Source organism: Calditrichota bacterium (assembly GCA_013152715.1).
GTDB lineage: Bacteria > Zhuqueibacterota > Zhuqueibacteria > Thermofontimicrobiales > Thermofontimicrobiaceae > 4484-87.
The window spans coordinates 1-21,693 of the sequence record JAADFU010000105.1 but is presented as its reverse complement, the minus strand read 5'-3'; the positions used below and the strand labels follow the sequence as shown (position 1 = coordinate 21,693).

Sequence of the window (21,693 nt, the reverse complement as noted above, 5' to 3'; positions counted from 1 at the left end):
GTAATTGACGCCATTGACATTGCGCAGATCGAAGCTTGTCGGAAGCTGCGCAGAATGTGATTTGTTTGGTTGTGCTTGAATTTGAGAAAAGAGCGAGAAAATTAATAGAAGGACGAGGATGAAAGTTGATTTTTTCATTTGAATAGCTCCGTCAATTCAGTTTTGCGAGAAGGCTAAAATAGAACGCAGATGAACACGCATGTAACGGATTCCCACGGATGCCTCTAATCTTATAATCTGCGAAAGTCCGCGCAATCCGCGTGATAGTAAAATTTTTTGTCAATCATCCGGATCAGATTTATTTTGTACTATCCAATCACCACCGGCTCGCGATTTTCATCCACGGCGACGTAAATGATTTCCGCAGAAGTAACCTGCACGATTTCCGCGGGATTGTCGTAGCGGCTGGCTTCCACGATCACTTCGATGGTGATGGACGTTCTGCCGACGCGAACTGTTTTGGTATAAAATGAAACCTGATCCCCGACAAAAACCGGCTGGAGAAATTCGACTTTGTTCATGGCGACAGTGACGTAATTCAGCGGCGCGGTTTTGCGCGCCTCCAGCGCCCCGGCAATATCGAGATAGGAGAGAATTACGCCGCCGAAAACTGTTCCGTAGCGATTGGTGTCCCGCGGCATGGGCATCACGCGCAGTGTGGGTTCTTGTTTGTTCACGAAATGGCTCCTTGATTTTCAACGAATTGAAATTATTAATGCCTAAAGGTGTACTACATCTTTGAGATGTAGCACACCTTTTGAAAATTTAATTGAACAACTGCCGATAGCGTGCATTCTTGATCGCCGGCATTTCTGATTGCACACCTTTGATCGCCTTCCACAAAATTTGATTCAATTCAAACTCCGGCGCTTCATCCTCATCGCTGAAGTCCATCGCCAGCGAACTTGCCGCGCCATAGGCAAATTCGGAATTGATTTTATCCATTGGGTATGAATTTAGCAAATGCTCGTACGGAGAAAAATCAGGCTTATCCTGAAAAGCGGGAATGAGTGGAAAAGCCGCGGCGTCGTACTGACTCATTGACGGCAAACCCAAAATGAGCTCGATGGTTTTCAGCACACTGGCGGTGTCGTACATGTTGTGATCTACAAAACCGTGTCGCGTGTACGGCGAGGCAACTAACAAAACCGAGCGATGCGCATCAACATGATCTGGACCGTTTTGCGCGTCATCTTCCAACACGAAAACGGCGGACTCTTTCCAGAATTTGCTGTGCGAAAAGGCGTCCAGCACCATGCCTAACGCCAGATCATTGTCCGCAACCATGGAACGCGGCGTGTGTTTTCCGGTCGCCGTGCCGTAAGTGTGATCGTTGGGCAGACGCATGATCATCAGATTGGGCAAATTGCCCGTTTTTTCAAATTCGTGTAATTCGCGAATGAACTCCTTCGCGCGCGATGTGTCCGGATAATCCAGATCCCAGGGGCGATAGTAAGGATCAAAATGTCCCTGCAAAGTTTTCATGGCTGTGTAGGCGGGATCATCCGCATCTGCGGGCGCTTTGATAAATTCGGCGTAACTACGGTAGCTAATGCCTTTTCGCGCCGCCATGTCCCAGAGGTAGCCGATGCTGGGAAAAGCGATTTCAAAATTTCCCTCGGCAGGATAGCCTTTGCCTCTGCCAGAGTAAGTTGCGGGCCAGGTTTTTTCCACAAAATCCGTGGCGATGGCGCCCATTGACCATTCGTGACCGTCAGCGCTGACTTCGGCATCCACATAAAAGTTGTCAAATAGCACAAATTGTTCAACAATCTTGTGGTGGTTCGGCGTGATTTTTCTGTCAAAGAGAACCAGGGAACTGTCTCCGTTTCCCTGCGCTAAGTCGCCGAAAATCTGGTCATAGGTTCGATTTTCTTTGATGATGTAAAGCACATGTTTAATGAGCGAAGGCTCTCCGATTTTTCTGGGAATGGCATGCTGTTCGTTCGATGCGGCTGTCTCATTTTTCGCCTGTTTTTTTCTTTTGTCCCAACCGTTATTTTTTTGCACCTGGGAGGTGAATTTTTTTAATTGATCTTTGTTCGGCTCGGGCAGCACAGCGACCGTTCCCCAGAGCAAGCGTCCGATGTATTGGTTTTTATCAGTTTGATCCGAACGGACCGGGCCCGGACCTTTGGGATTGGCTTTGGAGAGCAGTCCTTTGCCATTGGCAATGAAAAGTAAATCATTTTCAGGCGTCACAGCCACTGCCGTCGGATACCAGCCCGTGGGGATGAATCCCGAAATTTTGGATTCTCCCGGTTGGGAAATGTCCACGACAGTGACGGCGTTATTGTCGGCATTGGCGACGTAAAGCGTTTTTCCGTCCGCCGAGACGGCCAATCCGTTGGGCGTGGAGCCGTTCGGTGCGTTGGGATAGGGTTTCACGGAAATCGTCTCGACGACAGTGTCATTTTTCGTGTCGATGACGCTCACGTTATCGGTGTTGGCATTGGCGACAAAAAGTCTGCCGTCCGGTGCCAGCGTCATTTTGTTGGGATGGTCGCCCACGGGAATAGTTTTCAGCAGAGATAAATTTTGTGCATCGACCACAGCGACAGCGCTGCCGCCCCAGATGGAAACGTACAGTTTGTTAAAATTTTTGTCGGAAACGACGTCGTACAGAAAATGATCGAATGCGAGCCGTTCGATTATTTTTTTCTCGGGCACGGAAATTTTCAGTAAAGTTTTGAACGTTTTGGTCGCCGCGAACAGGATGTCGCCGTTGTTCGCTGATTTTAATCCGGCGACGAACCATTCCGCTTTGTCGCCCGGGTTGAGAAGGATGGAATCGGCGCGGATGAATGCGTTGCCATTTTTCTCAAAAATATAAATCAGATTCTTTCCGCCGCCGGATACGAATAGTTTGTTTCCGTCAGCGCTGAAATCGATACCGAAAAAAGAAGCGCGCACCGGCAAAGTTTGCGCTTGTTTTTTTGCAGAGATGTCGATGATGGAAACGAATTGCTGACTGAAACCATTGTTGGTTACGGCGAGATATTTGCCGTCAGGGCTGATGACCATATTCAGCGGCAAATCGCCCACCGGAATTTGCTCGCCGGCGGGAGTTAATTTGTAACGATTGGGCAGCAGAACCGATCCGTCACTCAATTTTCCCGGAAGCATGGTCTCCGTTGTTTTGGAGCAAAAGAATAGAGTTGAGAGAAAAATAATGAGAAGGAATGACTGAAAAATTTTGTGAGTCAGTTTCATGGAATGCCTCGAATTTGATGGTGAAAGGTATTATCGCAGAATATCACTTGCGATCAGAGAAAACATGAATCACCCGAAAAATTTATTAAGGGGGGATTTCCAATGACCAATGGCGTTGATCAGATATTCCGCATTGAATAATTGGGTTTAATTTAACAAATAAAACGATTCATTGCAAGACGTTTCTGCGCTGAACAGCTATTTTTTTATTGATTATCAGTGCAATTTGCCCTATATTGAATTTATTAAACTTACAAAATTCGGAGAAAGACCTAATCGAATATTAACAGAACAAGGATGAACGTGATGAAATTTTCCCGGAGCTTCATTGTTGGAATTTTTTGCATTCTTTCGATGGCAAATCTCGTCTCTGCCCAGACCTTTCGCGAAAAAGTAGCCCAAATGCTCATGGTTGGATTTGACAATGAATCGAATTTTTTTGACACACTGATCGTCGATATCAGCGAGCGCCAGTTGGGCGGCGTGCTGATGTTTAAACATAATCTGCGCTCGCCAGAGCAGATCAAACAATTGACGGGGCAATTGCAACAAGGCGCACAAATTCCATTGCTGATTTCCACCGATGAAGAGGGCGGACGTGTGGCTCGGCTCAATCAGACAAACGGTTTTGCCGCAACTTACACGCCTTATCAATTGGGAACCATTTTCAACAACGAGGATACGACGCGACGCACTGCCGCCATGATGGCGGATTGGCTTTTGCAATCCGGAATCAATACAAATTTAGCGCCGGTCGTCGATGTCAATGTCAACCCCCATAGCCCGGCGATCGGGAAATTGCAGCGCAGTTTTTCGGCTGATCCGTGGACGGTTTTTCAACACGCGAATTGGTACATTGAAGAATTTCAGAAAAGAAACGTTATTTGCACGCTCAAACATTTTCCCGGACACGGCAGCGCCACGGCGGACTCACATTTGGGCTTTACGGATATTACCGATACCTGGGCCGACAGCGAGCTTGTGCCGTATCAACAGCTTTGTGCGGCAGGATTTGAAGGCATGGTCATGGTCGGTCATTTGTACAATGCCCATCTGGATTCACTCTATCCGGCGACACTCTCGCACAAAATAATTACAGATTTACTGAGAGAGGAAATCGGATTCAACGGCGTTGTCATCAGCGACGAGATGTTCATGGGCGCGATTGTTTCCTATTACCAATTTGACGAGGCCATCGAACTGGCAATTAACGCCGGTGTGGATATTCTTTTGTACGCCACGAACAAATACCAGGATCAATCTTTGGTGCGGCAGGTGATTGATATTGTGGCGCAAAAAGTGGGTGAAGGAAAAATATCGCCACAGCGCATTAATGAGTCTTACGAGAGAATTTTGCGGCTCAAAGAGGAGCTTACTTCAGTGAAACCGGAAATGGCAGAAGCTGTTATCCCGGAAAATTATCATCTGACGAATTTTCCTAACCCGTTCAATAATCGCACGACGATTTCCGTAGCGACCAATCACCCTGAATTTATCTCAGTTGCCGTGTACAATGCTGTGGGGCAATTGGTAACAATGATTTGCCAGCATGAAATGGTCGCTGGAGCGCGTTCATTTGTTTGGGATGCCACGGGATTTTCCACTGGAATTTATTTTATCGCTGCCAAGGGAGAAAAATTATCAGCAACCCGAAAAATCATTTTGTTGCGTTGAAAATTTTAAGAAGAAGATACGGGATAAGTTTTTGGAATTTAAAAAAAAGAGGTGAAAACTTTAACACTTTCACCTCTTTGAATTTCAAAATTGAAAATTTAATTTTTAGTAAATACCCAACTGATGTCCCCAATCGAGCACTTTGTAATTTCTGTTCCCATCCTGCGTCTGAAATGCGGCATTGAAGGTAATGGAATAGCCGTCATTCTCGTTGCCAATGTTGGTGATGATCATTTTGCCGTATTTGTTGTCGCCGGTTTTTACCGCGTACACGTGTCCCAAAATCACGGCAATGGATTTTCCTTCTTCGCTGTAACCCATTTCCGGAGCCACGTCGCTGCCGTCGAGGTCTGCCATGTAACCCAGGTCTTGAATTCCCGCGCTGTTCATGCCAGCAAGCCAGGGGCGGATATTTCCGGCGTTGCTCGGATCAAAAGCTTCGTTGATAATGTCTGACCCGTTGGTGCTTGTATAGCCGACTTGCGGGACATCGACGACAGAAAAACTATCGAAATCAAACCCTGCTTGCGAATCATCTCCGCTGACCTGACCCGTTGAGGCGGATTTTAATGTCACCGAATAAATTTCATCGCGCGGTGTGTCTTTGATGACGTTGCTGGGGTAGCTAATTTCGTTCTTTTTGTCTTTTTGGTAAGCTACCACCGCAAAACTGTAAGTCTGTCCGTTAGTCAGATTCGTGAGCGTCGTACTGACCAGATTGTCAGAGGGCTGGTTAAAAGACAGCGAATCAATTTTTGAGAATACAACTGACAGACTGGTGTCAGATGACTGGGAAGTGAAATCGCCGATAGCAAAGAAAACGTAATAGCCGCCGAAGTCATCTTCGTAATTTGAAGTGTACCAGAATAAGGTTACCTGTTCGTCTCCGGTGACGGAACGCAGTCCGAGCGGCGGCGCTAATTTGCTTTTATCAATGGTTTTGAAAATTTTTTCTGCCTGGGAACAGCCGATGACGAGCGCTAAAATAATTAGTAAAATTGGTACAAGCGCAAATTTTTTCATGGTTTTCTCCTTAACATTGGTTAAAAAAATGGGTTAACATTGTGATCGTTGCAGTATTGGAAGAATTGCATTTTTTTGGCAATTTAGATGTCTGAAAAATAAAAACGGTTCACGAAATAACGCAAATTTTTTGGGCAGCAGGAATTGTGCGTATGAATGCAAGCAGAATTTAATCATAGCCAAATTTTTAACAGGAAATTGAATTTAAAAATTTCGCCTGCGCTATGCCAGCAAATCCTGAATGAGCCCAAATTTGTCTGCCGGCATTGGGAAGTTTTGTCCCAACACAAAATTCTTCAACACGGCATTGATCCACTCTCTGTCAGTGCGGGCGGATATGAGCCGGATGAAAGAATTTTGCCCCTGCTGGACAATTTCGTAGTGCGCAGAAAATGAAATCGGCGCTGTTTCGCCTTTCAAAAGCACGTCTCCCGTAATTTTTTTTGCATCGTTGTCAAGGGTGAAATTCAACATTTTTCCGTATTCTCGAATGAGTTGATTGATGGCAATTTTTGTGCTATTGCCGTCGGTGTAGTCGTGGAGTTTTTTTATTGTTTTGCTTAAAAGTGACATGAATGTAATTTTTCCTGAATTATCTGAAAATAGGGTACAGAAATTTTTTTGTAAATTAATTTGATTTTTTTTTTGAAAATTAGTCACCGAACTCTTTTCATTACAATGAATGTGATAATTTAATACTTTGTTCAAAAAGAATCAATCGAAAAAACGGAAATCCCTTGCTATTTTGAAATAAAAGATCGATTTGAACAAATTTGAACGCTAATTTAACCCAATTTCTCCTGCCAAAAATCTCTCACATCTTTCCACATCATTTTTGCTGCCAATGAACAACGGCGTCCGTTGATGCAGTTCTGTCGGCTGAATGTCCAAAATTCGCCGATGACCATCGCTGGCTTTGCCGCCGGCGTGTTCGAAAATGAAGGCCATAGGCGAAGCTTCGTATTGCAGGCGGAGTTTGCCGTTTGGACTTTTTGAGTCAGGCGGGTACATAAAAACGCCGCCGTAAAGCAGAGTCCGATGCAAATCCGCCACCATGGATCCGATGTAGCGCAAGGAATATGGTTTTCCCAAATGATTGTCTTTCGACTTGAAATAGTCCACGCAGCGTTGCATTTTTTCGTCCCAGTTGGCGTAATTGCCCTCGTTGACGCTGTAGATGGAGCCGCTTTCAGGAATTTGGATATCAGGATGCGAGAGCAGAAATTCTCCCACGCTGGGGTCGAGCGTGAATCCGTGGACTCCGTTTCCTGTTGTGTAAATCATCATTGTCGAAGATCCATACACCACATAAACGGCGCCGACTTGATTGAACCCCGGCTGCAAACAGTGGTCGATTTTATCGGGCGGCATATTCGGCAAACGGCGGTGAATGGAGAAAATGGAGCCAATGCTCACATTGGCGTCGATGTTGGATGAGCCGTCCAGCGGATCGAAAAGCAGCACGTATTTTCCGCTGAGAAAATTTTGTGGCACGAGAATGACGTTTTCAACTTCCTCGGACGCCATGACGCAGACTCTGCCGGTTCTGTCCATTGTTTGGCGGATGACTTCGTTGGCGAATTCGTCTAATTTTTGCACGATTTCGCCCTGAACATTTTCATATTCTGCCGAGCCTAAAATTTCTACCAGCCCGGCTTTGTTGACTTCGCGGGCGATGACTTTAGCGGCAAAAGTGATGTCGTAGAGCAATTGCGTGAATTCGCCGGTCGCTTCGGGAAAGCCTTTTTGTTGATGTTCCAAAATATGACGTTCAATGGTAATGAGTTCTTTCATTCATTTTCCTCCGTGTGTAATTTTAAAGGAATTATTAACTCATGACCCGAGCAGATGAAATTTTGGTTGCAGAGAAAAAGGAGGTTGTAAAAAGAGAAAGAATTTGCATTTTCTTGCATAGGCGAGAATGATTGTTTTTTTACTTTATTTTCGCAATGGGATTGGGATAAATTACCCCGCCTTCGCCAGAATTTAGCGACGGATTTAATTATAAAATAACAGTTCTGCTGGTATGAATTTGTGAGCGAAAGCACATTTTTTCAGGAAAAAATCAGGTCAATCGATAATTTTTGAACGCCCAGAACACTTCTTTCACGATTACCTGAATCACTGCAAAAACAGGCACCGCGATCAACATGCCCACGATTCCTGCCAGGGCGCTTCCAACGAGCAGAACCAAAATCACCAGCAGCGGATGAATTTGCACACTGCGGGAAACGATGAGCGGCGACACGAGCACATTGTCCAGCAACTGAACAATGGCAAAGGCGATAATTACTGCCAGAACTGTTCCCAGGGAACCAGTGTCCATGAAAGCGACGATCACACCGGGCAAGGCGCCTACCCAGGGACCAAAATAGGGAATCATGTTTGCCAAACCCGCCACGACGCCGATGATGAAAAAATAGGGAATGTGTAAAATGAACATAGCGATGACAGAGAGCGTGCCGATTACAGTGGACACCATTAATTGCCCGCGAATGTAGCCGCCCAATTTTTCGCCTGATTTGTGCATTAAGTTCAAAGACATTTCAAAATAGCGATTGGGAATCATCTGAATGATCCATTTTTTGAATTTTCTGCCGTCTTTGAGCATGAAAAATGTGATGAACGGAATTGTGATGATCAAAATGAACGACGAAGCGAGAGAGAGCGCCAGCGTGGCGCTTTTTTGCAACAGCACTTGAATGAGCATGTGCAATTTTAAGCTCACAGAATGGGCGATTTCCGGTTTTTGCAGCGCCGGGATTCGGTCGGATAAAATAATTTGCAATTTTTCGACGATGGAATCCGGATTTTCGTTTTGGATGAATTGAGTGATGGAGCCGATTTCCTGGGCAAACGCCGGAATGAAAAGTCGGGCTAAAACGACGATGATGGAAATGAAAATGGCAAAAATGATGAGCACGGCAGCGCCCCGGTTCAAACCGCGACTTTCCATGCGATCCACAAGGGGATTCAAAAGAAAAGCAATAATGAACGAAATTCCCAGACTCACAAACAACGATTGGATATAGGGAATGAGTTTAATGGTCAAAAATAGCAGCAGCAAAATTGCAAGAAATTTGAAAATTTTGACCATCCAGGAACTGTCGAAAATGATGACCAATTGTTTGGAATTGCTTTTTTCAGCGGGGGCATTAAAATTGTCGTAAGGCGTCATTTAATTATCTCTGATTTGTCCACTTTTTGTTTCAATAGTTGAAGTTCTTCGTTGTTCAGCCGCAGTCTCTCGGCAATCATTTGCGCCAGGCGCAGGAGAATTTTATTTCCGAGTCGCGGCTTGCGCTCGATCAGATCGAAAAAATCCGGACGGAAAAGTCCGATGAGCCGGGTTTCGCCGTCAGCCACAGCGGTCGCCGAACGAGGCGATTCGTCCAAAAGAGCCATTTCGCCGACAAAATCGCCAACGTGCAGCGTGGCTAATTCCTCTCGTCTGCGGTTGTCGAAATCTTTGAAAATTTTAATGGCGCCGGTTTCGATGATGTACATGCCGAGACCTGGTTCGCCTTCGTAAAAAATGACTTCCCCATTTTTGTATTTTCTCTGATGGATAATGCGCTGAAATTCCCTCAGCTCACCTTTTTTCAGATCGTTGAACATGGGGACTTGTTTCAAAATGATGGCGTGTTTCACTTGCAGTTTGCCATTTTTTTCAAAAATATTTTCCCAATAGCTGTTCTTTTTTTCATTCATAGCAGCCTAAAGCCCGTCGTTATTAGGAGTTGAAAAGTTTAAATTATTTACAATTTTGTATTTCAAATTGAATCATGGCAGGATATTCACCGCTTAATTCAAGTCCTGATTAATGCGTAGCAACAACTTTGCCACGATTTTTTTTAATATGCTCATTCTGCGAACCGAAAATCCGGAAACCTTTTATTGAACTAATATAATAAAACCGAGCAAGGTTGTCAAGTTTAATTTTAGTTGTGCCTAAAATGTAATTATTTGATTTTTCTATTGATTTTATTCAATAAAACCATTATTTTATAAGCTATGCCGATCAGAGGATTAGAAATATCAATTTTGCTGATTTTATTTGCGCTCACTTCTCAAAGTTTTGCCCAGCAAAATAGCGGAGCGACCAATCAGCCACGCAGTCGTCTGGATGATATCCGTCGCGAGATTCGCTCTTACCGCAATCGCATCAGCAATGAGGCGCGCAAGGAGGAGAAAATTCTCCAAAATTTAGAGCAATTGGATCGGGAGATTGATCTGATTCACGAATTGATCGCCGAGCTCAAAAAAGAGGAGCGGCAGAAGTTGCGCACGGTGGAGAGCATCAACGAAGATATTGACACCAAGCAGGACGAACTGACGCGATTGCAGGGAATTTACAAAAAAAGAATTGTCACTTTTTACAAATATGGTCGCTTTCGTGATTTAGAATTGCTGTTTGCGTCGCGGTCGTTCAATCAGACGCTGGTTTTATTCCGTTATCTGAAGTTGATTGCCGATACCGATCGGCGAAATTATCAGAATTTGTTAAAGAAAAAGCAGTTCATCGAATCAAAAAAGGAAGCGATGAAAAAAGAATTAATTGCCAAGCGCGCCATCATTAATGAGAAGACCGCCGAAAGCAAACGTCTGGCGGAAAAAGTGAAACAGAGAAATCAGTTGTTGTCAAAGGTGCAGCAAAATAAGAAAATATATCTGGAAAAATTGGCTCAGTACGAAGCCTCTGCCAAAGAAGTGCAGCGGTTGATTGTTCTGGAAGAAAGAAAAAGGCTGCAGCGCGAGAATCAGGGGATTGTTGAAATTTCGAACTTCCCTTCGTTGAAAGGAAAAATGATCTGGCCCACGCAGGGCTTCGTCATTAGTCATTTCGGCAGACATCGGCATCCGAAATGGAAAACGATTACGGAAAACATCGGCGTTGACATCAAGGCGGAATTTGGCGAGGATGTGCGTGCTGTCGCCAGCGGCGTGGTCACGGCAATCACCTGGCAGCGCGGGCGCGGAAACATCGTCATCATCAATCACCGAGGCGGATATTTCTCTGTTTACACTCATCTGTCGCAAATTCTGGTGCAAATAGACGAGAAAGTGAAATTGGGACAGGTAATCGGCAACGTCGGCGATACCGGCTCGTTGCAGGGGCCCATGCTTCATTTTGAAATCTGGAAGAGCAATCGCGCGCTCGATCCGGAAGATTGGCTGAGCTAATGGTTTCGGGTTTTGAGTTTTGAAATTTTTAAAACAAGTGGACAATTTTTAATGGCTTTTGAAGAAATAATCGGACAAAAAAGGGCGCTTTCCATTTTGACTCGCGACGTCGAAAGCGGACGGATGGCGCACGCGTTGCTATTTCACGGACCCGAAGGCGTGGGGAAATTGGCCGTGGCGCTGGCGATGGCGAAAGTGCAGCTTTGTCGGGAAGATGAACTCTATTGCAATAAGTGCCGCGATTGCAAGCGCGTGGATCATTTGAATCACCCGGATTTGAAAATACTTTTTCCGGCGAAAAAGAATTACGATGTTGATTATGCAAAAGCCATTATTGAGAGTATTGCCAAAGACCCGTACAATTACCTGCAGAATTGGCAAAAAGAGAAGATTCTCATTGATATGATCAGGGAAGAAATCATACATTGGCTCGGCATGAAATCTTTCGAAAAAAAGGGCAGGGTGATTATTTTAATTGACGCTCATAAGTTAAAAGAGGAAGCAGCCAATTCCTTGTTGAAGATTCTGGAAGAACCGCCGCCCGGCGTAACAATAAATTTGCTTGCTTCAAGGCCAGATATGATTTTACAGACAATTCTTTCCCGCTGCCATCAAATTCGCTTCGATCCCATTCCCTGGCAGGACATCAAAAATGCGCTGGTGGCGCGGGAGAAAATTTCGGAAGCTCAGGCGACGGCAGCGGCGCGGATGAGTTTTGGTAGTTATCGGCGCGCGTTGGAACTTCTCGGTGAAGATATCAGTGAAAAGCAAGATTTGATGTTAGACATGTTGCGCAAAGCGCTGATGAACGATCTGGATATTTTGACATTTGCCGAAAACGTGGCGAGCAACGAGGACGCGCGGGCAATTGTTGAGATTTTTGAATTGATGGCAGTTTGGTTTCGCGACGCGATGATTTTTGAAAAATTAGATCAGACGGCAGAAATAACGGAAAAATTGATTTTTTCCGATCGCCGGGAGACTTTGGAGCGGTTCGTTCATAGTTTTGAGAAAATCCCTTACGATAAAATTTTGCATCAAATTGAAACCTCAATTAATATGATCAATCGCAATGTTGCGGTCAATCTGATCATTTTGCAACTGATGTACGAATTGAAACGACTGCTGAGGAGGCGAGCGAATGTATGATTTTATAGAAGTTGTATTTAAGGGCGAGCGCAAGCAGATTTATGCCAATCCGCTGCAATTCCCCTTTAAAATTAGTGATTTTGTGATCGTGGAAGCCGATAAAGGTGAAGACCTGGGCGAGGTGAATCAGGTCGGCGAATTGTTGACGATGAAAAAAGCGAGCGCTGAAGTGAAAAAGATTTTGCGCAAGGCCGACCAATCGGATCTGGAAAAATTATCCGCAAACAGAGAGAAAGAAAAAATCGCTTTCGATGTTTGCCACCAAAAAATCGAAAAACACGGTCTGAAAATGAAATTGGTGGATGTGGAATATCAGTTTGACGGGAAAAAAATCACTTTTTTCTTCACCGCGGAGCGTCGTGTGGATTTCCGCGAGTTGGTGAAAGACCTGGCGGCATACTACCGCGTGAGGATCGAATTGCGGCAGATTGGCGTCCGTGATGAGGCGAAACGTTTCGGTGGGTACGGAATTTGCGGGCGAAAATTATGCTGCATGTCATTTTTGAAAGAATTTCATCCTATCACAACACAATGCGCAAAGGAACAGTTTTTGCCGCTGAACCCCCAAAAGTTGTCCGGAGTTTGCGGCCGCTTGATGTGCTGCCTGAATTATGAGCGCCCCTATTATTTGCAAGCGTTAGAAAAATTTCCCCCGCTGGACGCAAAGATTAAAACCGAAAAAGGCGTAGCCACCATTGAAAAAATCGATGTATTCACCGAAGAAGCTATTTTGAAATATGAGAATGACGAATACGAGCGCATGACCGCCGAACAAATTCAGCAGAACAAAGTAATTTTGCCTACCGCTGCTGAAAAAAAGGAAGAAAACGAGCCTCGAAACGGCAAGAAAGAAAAAAATGAGTCCTGATCTGCGCGACATTTTTTTTGAAAACTGAAAAAAGTTCATTCGGGTTAATTTCAAAAAGCCGTTAATTTGCGAGGTAGATTCAAAAATGTGACCTCCCGAAAATTAATGCTGATTTTTTCAATGCCGGGGGCATAATTTTATTAGGGAATCATCGGATTTTGCTTCCATTTGTAATATATTGATAATAATTAAATTGGATGGTGTCCATTTTAAGTTGATAAATGAGAAAGGAAGCTGTTTTGGGTTCAAAGCAACGAATATTAGTGACAAGCGCTCTGCCTTATGCAAATGGGCCTATTCATCTGGGCCATCTGGCTGGCGCCTATCTGCCGGCGGATATTTTTGTGCGTTATCATCGCTTGAAAGGATCGGATGTCATTTACATTTGCGGCTCTGACGAACACGGCGTGCCGATCATGCTGCGTGCCCGGACTGAAGGCGTCTCGCCGCAGGATATTGTGGATCGTTACCATGAATTGAATAAAAAGAGTTTCGCCGATTTCGGCATGAGTTTTGACTATTACGGCAGGACATCTTCGCCGGTGCACCATCGGACAAGTCAGGATTTTTTCCGGCGGCTGAATGAGAAAAATGTTTTCATCGTGAAGAGAGAGAAACAGTTGTACGATCCGGAAGCGAAAATTTTTCTGGCGGATCGATTCGTGCGCGGCACCTGTCCCAAATGCGGCTACGAGGATGCTTACGGTGATCAGTGCGAAAAATGCGGTTCTTCGCTCAGCCCGGCGGATTTGATCGATCCGCGCAGTGCCATTACAAATACGGCGCCGGTGCTGAAAGAGACTGCGCACTGGTATTTGCCGTTGGCGCGATTTCAGAAAAAATTGGAAAAATGGATTGACGAACACCAGGATTGGAAACCCAATGTGCTGGGACAGATCAAAAGCTGGTTCGCCGACGGACTGAAAGACCGCGCCGTGACGCGGGATTTGCCCTGGGGCGTGAGCATTCCCGAAGATATTGCCCGCGAGCACGGCATTGACGCCTCGGGAAAAGCGCTGTACGTCTGGTTTGACGCGCCCATTGGTTACATTTCCGCGACCAAAGAGTGGGCTGAGAAAAAAGGCGATGCTGATTTGTGGAAAGCGTACTGGCAGGATCAGTCCACACGGCTGATTCATTTTATCGGCAAGGACAACATTGTTTTTCATTGCATCATTTTCCCGGCGATGCTGATGGCTCACGGCGATTACGTTTTGCCGGAAAGCGTGCCGGCGAATGAATTTCTCAATTTGGAAGGCAATAAATTGTCCACCAGTCGGAATTACGCAGTGTGGCTGAATGATTATTTGCAAAAATTCGAGCCCGATTCGCTGCGCTACGTTTTAGCCGGAAATTTACCGGAGACCCGCGACGCCGATTTTTCCTGGAAAGATTTTCAGGCGCGCCACAACAATGAGCTGGCGGATATTCTGGGTAATTTTGTCAACCGCACCGTCACCTTTGCGCACAAATATTTATCGGGCAGAGTCCCCAAGTTGGGCGAGTTGGACGAATTGGATCGCCAGCTTGTGGAGAAAATCAAAACTTACCCGGCGCGGCTCGGCAAATTGATTGAAAAATATCAGTTCAAGAATTATATTCGCGAGTTCATGGACCTGGCGCGATTTGCCAATAAATATTTCAATGACAAAGAGCCGTGGAAAACGCGGAAAGAAAATCCTGAAGCGTGCGCCACGACAATCAACCTTTGCCTGCAGACGGCAAAAACGCTGTCCATTGTCGCGGAGCCGGTTTTGCCGTTCACTGCGCGGCGTATCTGGAAAATGCTGAATGTGGAAGATTCCCTAACCTGGGACGATGCTGCTCGGCTGACGTTAGAAGACGGCGCTGAAATTGAACCGGCTGAAATTCTGTTCACGAAAGTCGAAGATGACGCGATTCAGCAAGAAATCGAGCGGCTGCAGCAAGCAGGAACGCCGCGCGGACAAAAAGCTGAAGAAAAAAAGGAACCGGAAATGGAAAGAATTAATTTTGATACTTTCAAGCAAGTGGATTTGCGGGTGGCGACAATTCTGGAAGCGCAAAAGGTAGAAAAAGCTGACAAATTGATGCAATTGCAGATTGATCTGGGCGAGGAAAAGCGGCAGATTGTCGCCGGAATTGCCAAATATTATTCGCCGGAAGAATTGGTCGGCAAAAAAATCATTGTCGTCGCCAATCTGGAACCGGCGAAAATCCGCGGCGTGGAGTCCAACGGCATGTTGCTGGCGGCTACTGATGGCGAAGGAAATTTGTCGCTGCTGACAGTGGATAGCGAGATTCCCAATGGCTCAAAAATTAGCTAATTTTCCGGTCGTGGACACGCACGCCCATCTGTTCTTTGACCGGTTCGATGCCGATAGGGCAGAGGTAATCGAAAACGCCTCTCGTTCGGGAGTAGCTGCCATCATCAACGTGGGCATTGACGTGGCGACCAGTCGCGCTGTGACGGAAATGGCGCACGCGCATGAGAGGCTTTTTGCAGCAGTTGGTTTGCATCCCAATGACGCCAATCAGGCGGCGCCGGATTATTCCGATCAATTGGCAGAACTCGCGCTGAACAAAAAAGTTGTGGCCATCGGCGAGATCGGTCTGGACTATTATTGGGATCGCTGCCCGAAAAATATTCAGCGCATCGAATTCCGCAGCCAGCTCGATTTGGCGCAGCGTCTGAATTTGCCGGTGATTATTCACAATCGCGACGCCTGGGCTGACACGCTGGCGATTCTGGAAAGCGATTACAAAAATAAAATTTCCGGTGTGTTTCACTGTTTCACCGGGACAAAAGATGAACTGAAACGCGTTCTCGATCTGGGTTTTTTCGTCTCTTTCACTGGCGTGGTGACGTTCAAAAATTCGTCGGCGTTAGCGCTGGCGTCAAAATACGCGCCGCTGGAGCGGCTGCTTTTGGAGACTGATTCGCCGTTCATGGCGCCGGTTCCCTTTCGCGGTAAGCGCTGTGAACCGGCTTTTGTGGTGCCAATTGCTGAAAAAATCGCCGAAGCGAGAAAGATGGATTTTCAAGAATTGGCACAGGCGACGAATAAAAATGTGAAAAAATTGTTTGGAATTGCAGGTTTCGCGTTGTGAGTTCTGGGTTTCGAATTACGAATTTTTGAACTGTAAACTTTGGGCACTGAACTAATAACCACAAACGAAGAATTCCGAACTTTGAGTTGTCTTAAAATTGAAAAATAAAAACGAAAAACGCCCTTTGCTCCGGCCTAAAAAGAGTCTGGGGCAAAATTTTTTAATTGATGAAAACATCGCGCGCAAAATCGTCGCGGCGCTGGAAATCGAGGCTTCTGATGCTGTCTTGGAAATAGGCCCGGGCCGGGGCGTTTTGACCAAATATTTGATTGAAGCGGCGGAAAAAGTTTTAGCCGTAGAAATCGATCGTGGGCTTGCTGGGCAATTGCAGGAAAGATTTAGCAGCGCGGGAAATTTCCGTCTGCTCAACGAAGATGTGTTGAAATTGGATTTGCCGGCGGCTCTGGATTCCGAGCGGCAATGGAAAGTCATCGGGAATGTGCCGTATCACATCACCAGTCAGATTTTTTTTAAACTATTTGAGCATCGGGAAAAATTCAGCAGCGCGGTTTTCATGATTCAGCGGGAAGTCGCGGATCGGATTGCCGCTGCGCCCAATTGCAAGGATTACGGCATTCTGGCGGTTTTCTGTCAGTTTTACGCAGAAGTGGAAAAACTATTTCACGTGTCGCGAAATGTTTTTGTGCCTAAACCTGACGTCACTTCCGCTGTGCTTCGTCTGAAAATGCGGCGGAATTTGCCTCTGGCGAGTGATGAGCTCAAAATTTTTACTGAATTAGTCAAACGCGGATTTGGCCAGCGCCGGAAGATGCTGCGCAATTCATTGAAGGACGCTGTCGATTTCCCCGCTGATTGGGACCAAATCGATTTTAATTTTGAAAAGAGACCTGAACAGCTCCGAGTCGGGGAATTTGTTGCATTGGCTCAACAGATTGCACAGAAGCAAATCAGGAGTTAGGAGGCTGAAGCATGGACGTAAACGACATTCGCGAAATCGTCGAAGATCTCAATTATTTGATTTCCCAAAAAGACAATTCAATGATTCGCAATATTCTCGTGGGATTGCATCCGGCCGATGTCGCAGAAATTATTCATTATTTGAGTCACGACGATAAACATTACATTTTCAGCCTGTTAGACGCTGATTTCGCTTCGGAAGTCATCAGCGAATTGGACGATGTCTCGCTGGACAAAATTCTCGACGATCTCGACGAAAATCGCATCACGGAAATCGTCGATGAGATGGACTCCGATGACGCCACTGATCTTGTCGCTGAATTGCCGAAAGATGTGGCGCATAAAGTGTTGCAGCGCATCGACAAGGAGGACTCCGAAGAAGTTTTAGAATTGATCCGTCACGAGGAGGACACCGCCGGCGGCATCATGGCGAAAGAGTACATCGCCGTGAATCAGAATTTGACAGTGGCGCGGGTGATTCAGCAAATTCGTTCGCAGGCGGAAGAAGTGGAAGATTTGTACAACATCTGGGTCGTGGATGAAAATAATAAATTAGCGGGCACGGTCACGCTCAAAGATTTGATTTTGGCGGATTCGGAGACGGTGATTTCGGAAATTATGGATACGGACGTGATTTCCGTGACGCCAGATGTGGATCAGGAAGAAGTCGCTCGCATTACGCAAAAGTACGATTTGGTGTCGCTGCCTGTCGTGGACAACGAGGGGCATCTCGTCGGACGAATTACTTTTGACGACGTCGCCGATGTTGCGGAAGAAGAGGCGTCCGAGGACTTCCAGCGCATGGCGGGTATTGCGGATGAGGAAGAATTTCGAGAAACTTCGATTTTGAAGATTTCCCGCGCCCGACTGCCCTGGCTCATGGTCGCTTTTGGCGGAGAGATGGTGTCTGCTTTTACGCTGAGCCGATTCGAGGCGTCGCTGAGTCAGATTATCGCCGCGGCTTTTTTCATTCCCATCATCATGGCAATGGGCGGAAACGCGGGAATTCAGTCCTCCACGATCATGGTGCGCGGAATGGCGACCGGCGAGATCGATCTGTTTGAAATCCGGCGCCGGTTGGTCAGAGAAATTTTTGTCGCCATGCTTAACGGTTTGCTGTGCGGTCTATTTTTGTTCGCCGTTGTCGCTGTTTTTCTGAAACAGCCAACATTTGGGTTGCTTCTGGGAACAGTGTTGTTCGTAGTTATTATGAGCGCTACTTTCATTGGCGCTTTCATCCCTGTTTTATTGAAAAAAGCCAACGTCGATCCCGCAATTTCAACGGGGCCGTTTATCACCACCTGGAACGACGTCGTGGGGTTACTGATTTATCTGGGATTGATCACTATCTTTTTGCCTTATTTGCTGTAAGGCAGCGAATAGCAACAAAAAAGCACGTAAGAACTTTTGAGTGGGTAGATGCAAAAAAATGAAAACTTCACTTGGAATACCAAAAATCCGGTGTTTTTCTTTCGGAAAAAAATTCAGCAAGCGGTTCAATTTTTCGGTATTTCCTTGAAACACGATGCCGTTGATCTTATTTGATCCTTTAAAGCGAAAAATAACATGTCGCTTCAAAAAACAGAAGCCATCATTTTAAAGACGCAGAAGCAGGGCGAGACGAGCAAAATTTTGACTCTTTTCACAAAATCGAAGGGCATTTTGAAAGTTATTGCCAAAGGCTCGCGCGGGCCAAAAAGTCGCTATTTTGGAACTCTGGAGCCGCTCAATCATATTGCAATTGTTTATTATTTCAAAGAGACGCGCGATCTACAGCTTTTGAGTCAGGCGGACATCGTCGGTTCTTTCATTGAACTGCGCGAAAAATTGGAAAAATATGCCATTGCGGTATTTTGCTGCGAACTTGTTCAGCGGACGCAACTGGAGCAGCCCAATGCGGCGCTTTTCAGAGATTTGCTCGCGCTGCTGCGAGCGCTGAATGGCGCGACAGGTCGATTGATGAACTTTCTTTTCTGGTTCGTTTTGCGATTTTTGGACATTAGCGGTTTCAAACCGGAACTGAATCAGTGCCAGGTCTGCGGCACGACGCGCAAACAGGGTGTACTTAGATTTTCCATTTTACGCGGCGGGTTTTCCTGCGACAAATGCCAGGCCCCTGATCCGATGTCCATTTCCGTTAATGGCGAGATTTTGGATTTTCTGCTCAATATTCAACTGGGACAAATTCAGCAAATCGCCTCTTACGCCTGCCCTTCGGTCGAGGAGAGCGAAACACTGCTGTTGTCATTTTTACAATACCACATTGAGGAAACGCAATATGTGAAATCACTTAAGTTCCTGAAAAATATACAAAATCATCGGTTTTAACAAAAGGAAGCATTATGGCGAAGAAAAGCAATGATTTGATGGACAAAATTGTATCGTTGTGCAAGCGGCGAGGTTACATTTTTCAATCCAGCGAAATTTATGGCGGAATTAATAGCTGTTATGATTACGGCCCACTGGGAATTGAGTTGAAGAAAAACATCAAAGAGATGTGGTGGAAGAGCATGGTGCAGTTTCGCACCGATGTCGTGGGGTTGGACGCGGCAATTTTAATGCATCCCAATGTGTGGAAAGCGTCGGGACATGTGGACGGTTTCACCGATCCGTTGGTGGATTGCAAATCCTGCAAACGCCGTTTTCGCGCCGATCAGTTGGAAAACACTGAAGTATGCCCGGAATGCGGCGGCGAGCTGACTGATGTGCGACAATTTAATTTGATGTTCAAGACGCAGATGGGGCCGGTAGAAGATCAGGGCTCTGTAGTGTATTTGCGCCCTGAAACTGCGCAAGGAATTTACGTGAATTTTCTCAATGTGCAAAAAGCATCGAGGAAAAAAATTCCTTTCGGCATTGCCCAAATCGGCAAAGCGTTCAGAAACGAAATCACGCCGGGGAATTTCACTTTTCGCACGCGCGAGTTTGAGCAAATGGAAATGCAATTTTTCATCAAACCGGGCACGGACAAGGAATGGTTCGATTACTGGAAAGAAGAACGCATGAGTTGGTACAAAAAGCTCGGCGTTACATCCTCCAAACTCAAATTTCATCAGCACGCACCTGATGAGTTGGCGCATTATGCCAGAGAAGCGTATGACATTGAATATGAATTTCCATTTGGAGTAATGGAATTGGAAGGAATTCACAATAGAACTGATTTTGATTTGTCTCGTCACAAAGAATTTTCCGGCAAAGACATGTCTTATTTTGATGATGAGACCCGGGAACATTACATTCCGTACATCATCGAAACTTCTGCCGGCGTGGACAGAACTTTGCTCACGACTTTGATTGACGCTTACGAAGAAGAGCAATTGGAAAAAGATACGCGCACGGTACTGCATTTGGATCCAAAAATTGCTCCCATCAAAGCTGCCATTTTCCCGCTGGTGAAACGCGATGGTATGCCGGAACTGGCGATGAAAATTTACGATATGCTGCGGCCTTATTACATGGTGATGTATGATCAAGGCGGTGCAGTAGGCAGACGCTACCGTCGGCAGGATGAAATTGGTACACCTTTCGGCATTACCGTAGATGCGCAGTCTCTGGAAGACCAGACCGTCACTATCCGCGACAGGGATACCATGCAGCAGCAGCGCGTGGCTATTGATAAAATTAAAGATTTTCTGGATGAGAAAATTTTATTTACCGGATAGTTTTGAGAAAATTTGAAATTGAAAAAAGGCGTCAGCGGTGTGAAATTGCGGCGCCTTTTTTTTATTTGAAAAAGATTAATCCGGGGCAACGGGAGAGATCGTTTCCCAACGAATCTTCCGAAAAAAATGAACCGAAAAATAAATCGCTGCAATTGTGCCGGCGAGGGCGATTGTTCCGGGAAGAGTTCGTTGAAGCACAAAAGAGCCGATCGTCAAAAGAGAGCCTACCACGGAGGCAATAGCGAAAATGGCGCTGAATAAATTTGCTTTTGTCCAGAGGGATTCGTTTTCATAATTTTCCTTCAATTTACCGGCAATGACTCTCCAGCCCGGACCTCCGGGATGCACAAGACGATAGAAATTCATCAGTTTTGCCTCTTCCACCGGATGCGTGAGCAGCGTTACCGTCAACCACACGGTAAGGGAAATGGGAACGGAATATATCAGAGTCCATGGAAATTTTTTCTCCGGCAAAGTGACTGTGAGAACCAGCATTAGCGACATGGCTGCAAAGACTGTAACCAAAATTGGCAGGCGTCGCCAGCGTAGATTTTTTCTCAAATAAAAAATGATGAGCGCAGAAAAGGCTGAAATTACAATTCCAGCAAGAAACTCTCTAAGTAAAGTTTCCGATGAAATGAGCAGCGTGGCAGCGACTACAACGAAAACCGAAGCCATGGCAGAAATTTCCGACCAGGCGTTGATTCGCCACCAGTACCAGCGAGCAATGAAAACTACTCCAATGCCGGCGTTGATCGCTGACAGCAGAAGCCAGGCGAGAAAAATATCGTTCATGAAAAAAGAAATTGTGCCGCCCAGAATTGCTATGATGATAACTACGACCACAGAAACGCGCACGTAATGTTTTTCCGATGCATTTGGTTTGATGAATGGTTTGTAAAAATCGTTGAT

18 protein-coding genes are annotated in these 21,693 nt (G+C 45.8%); 10 read left to right on the top strand and 8 right to left on the bottom strand.

Annotated elements, in window-relative coordinates:
* Positions 1-308: 308 nt before the first annotated feature.
* Together GXO74_08715 and GXO74_08710 are read right to left on the bottom strand one after the other, a co-directional pair.
* On the bottom strand, positions 309-647 hold the full coding sequence (locus GXO74_08715) for an acyl-CoA thioesterase (protein NOZ61752.1): 339 nt from the start codon (positions 645-647) through the stop codon (positions 309-311).
* A gap of 118 nt (positions 648-765) precedes the next feature.
* Positions 766-3,126 (bottom strand): bifunctional YncE family protein/alkaline phosphatase family protein, encoded by a 2,361-nt coding sequence (locus GXO74_08710; protein ID NOZ61751.1) that lies wholly within the window; start codon positions 3,124-3,126, stop codon positions 766-768.
* A 393-nt stretch (positions 3,127-3,519) separates the two neighbouring features.
* Here GXO74_08710 and GXO74_08705 point away from each other — a divergent pair, with 393 nt between their 5' ends.
* A complete protein-coding gene (locus GXO74_08705) occupies positions 3,520-4,887 on the top strand; it encodes a T9SS type A sorting domain-containing protein (GenBank protein ID NOZ61750.1) in 1,368 nt (455 codons plus the stop codon).
* A 105-nt stretch (positions 4,888-4,992) separates the two neighbouring features.
* Here the strand turns inward: GXO74_08705 and GXO74_08700 are convergent, their stop codons facing one another.
* The 5 genes from GXO74_08700 to GXO74_08680 all read right to left on the bottom strand — a co-directional run bounded on the left by GXO74_08700 (position 4,993) and on the right by GXO74_08680 (position 9,621).
* Positions 4,993-5,910: a hypothetical protein gene (locus GXO74_08700; protein ID NOZ61749.1), complete on the bottom strand. Its 918-nt coding sequence runs from the start codon at positions 5,908-5,910 to the stop codon at positions 4,993-4,995.
* Between the two features lie 222 nt (positions 5,911-6,132).
* Complete coding sequence (locus GXO74_08695; GenBank protein NOZ61748.1) at positions 6,133-6,483, bottom strand: hypothetical protein; 351 nt, start codon at positions 6,481-6,483, stop codon at positions 6,133-6,135.
* A gap of 207 nt (positions 6,484-6,690) precedes the next feature.
* Entirely contained in the window at positions 6,691-7,704 is a 1,014-nt protein-coding gene (gene fbp, locus GXO74_08690; protein NOZ61747.1) for a class 1 fructose-bisphosphatase, read from the bottom strand.
* A 271-nt stretch (positions 7,705-7,975) separates the two neighbouring features.
* Positions 7,976-9,088: an AI-2E family transporter gene (locus GXO74_08685; protein ID NOZ61746.1), complete on the bottom strand. Its 1,113-nt coding sequence runs from the start codon at positions 9,086-9,088 to the stop codon at positions 7,976-7,978.
* The gene (locus GXO74_08680) at positions 9,085-9,621 is read right to left on the bottom strand and encodes a cyclic nucleotide-binding domain-containing protein (protein ID NOZ61745.1); all 537 of its coding nucleotides are present in this window, start codon (positions 9,619-9,621) and stop codon (positions 9,085-9,087) included. Before GXO74_08680 ends, GXO74_08685 begins: the two co-directional genes overlap by 4 nt.
* A gap of 333 nt (positions 9,622-9,954) precedes the next feature.
* Between GXO74_08680 and GXO74_08675 the strand changes: the two genes are divergently transcribed.
* From GXO74_08675 to GXO74_08635, 9 genes are all read left to right on the top strand, one after another.
* Positions 9,955-11,094: a peptidoglycan DD-metalloendopeptidase family protein gene (locus tag GXO74_08675; protein ID NOZ61744.1), complete on the top strand. Its 1,140-nt coding sequence runs from the start codon at positions 9,955-9,957 to the stop codon at positions 11,092-11,094.
* Positions 11,095-11,145: 51 nt separating this feature from the next.
* Complete coding sequence (locus tag GXO74_08670; protein NOZ61743.1) at positions 11,146-12,243, top strand: hypothetical protein; 1,098 nt, start codon at positions 11,146-11,148, stop codon at positions 12,241-12,243.
* A complete protein-coding gene (locus tag GXO74_08665) occupies positions 12,236-13,111 on the top strand; it encodes a hypothetical protein (protein NOZ61742.1) in 876 nt (291 codons plus the stop codon). Before GXO74_08670 ends, GXO74_08665 begins: the two co-directional genes overlap by 8 nt.
* 221 nt (positions 13,112-13,332) lie before the next feature.
* Positions 13,333-15,417: a methionine--tRNA ligase gene (gene metG / locus GXO74_08660; protein NOZ61741.1), complete on the top strand. Its 2,085-nt coding sequence runs from the start codon at positions 13,333-13,335 to the stop codon at positions 15,415-15,417.
* Positions 15,398-16,201, top strand: a complete 804-nt coding sequence (locus GXO74_08655) for a TatD family hydrolase (GenBank protein ID NOZ61740.1) — start codon at positions 15,398-15,400, stop codon at positions 16,199-16,201. The genes metG and GXO74_08655 overlap by 20 nt, the downstream gene beginning before the upstream one ends.
* Before the next feature lie 97 nt (positions 16,202-16,298).
* A complete protein-coding gene (gene rsmA / locus GXO74_08650; protein ID NOZ61739.1) occupies positions 16,299-17,120 on the top strand; it encodes a ribosomal RNA small subunit methyltransferase A in 822 nt (273 codons plus the stop codon).
* Positions 17,121-17,131: 11 nt separating this feature from the next.
* Entirely contained in the window at positions 17,132-18,490 is a 1,359-nt protein-coding gene (gene mgtE / locus GXO74_08645) for a magnesium transporter (protein NOZ61738.1), read from the top strand.
* Positions 18,491-18,685: 195 nt separating this feature from the next.
* Complete coding sequence (gene recO, locus GXO74_08640) at positions 18,686-19,447, top strand: DNA repair protein RecO (GenBank protein NOZ61737.1); 762 nt, start codon at positions 18,686-18,688, stop codon at positions 19,445-19,447.
* Positions 19,448-19,461: 14 nt separating this feature from the next.
* Positions 19,462-20,781 carry a glycine--tRNA ligase gene (locus GXO74_08635; protein NOZ61736.1) on the top strand — a complete coding sequence of 440 codons (1,320 nt, stop codon included), beginning with the start codon at positions 19,462-19,464 and terminating at the stop codon, positions 20,779-20,781.
* Positions 20,782-20,856: 75 nt separating this feature from the next.
* Here the strand turns inward: GXO74_08635 and GXO74_08630 are convergent.
* Positions 20,857-21,693 (bottom strand): hypothetical protein (locus GXO74_08630; protein ID NOZ61735.1); only part of this gene is annotated, 837 nt, incomplete at its 5' end.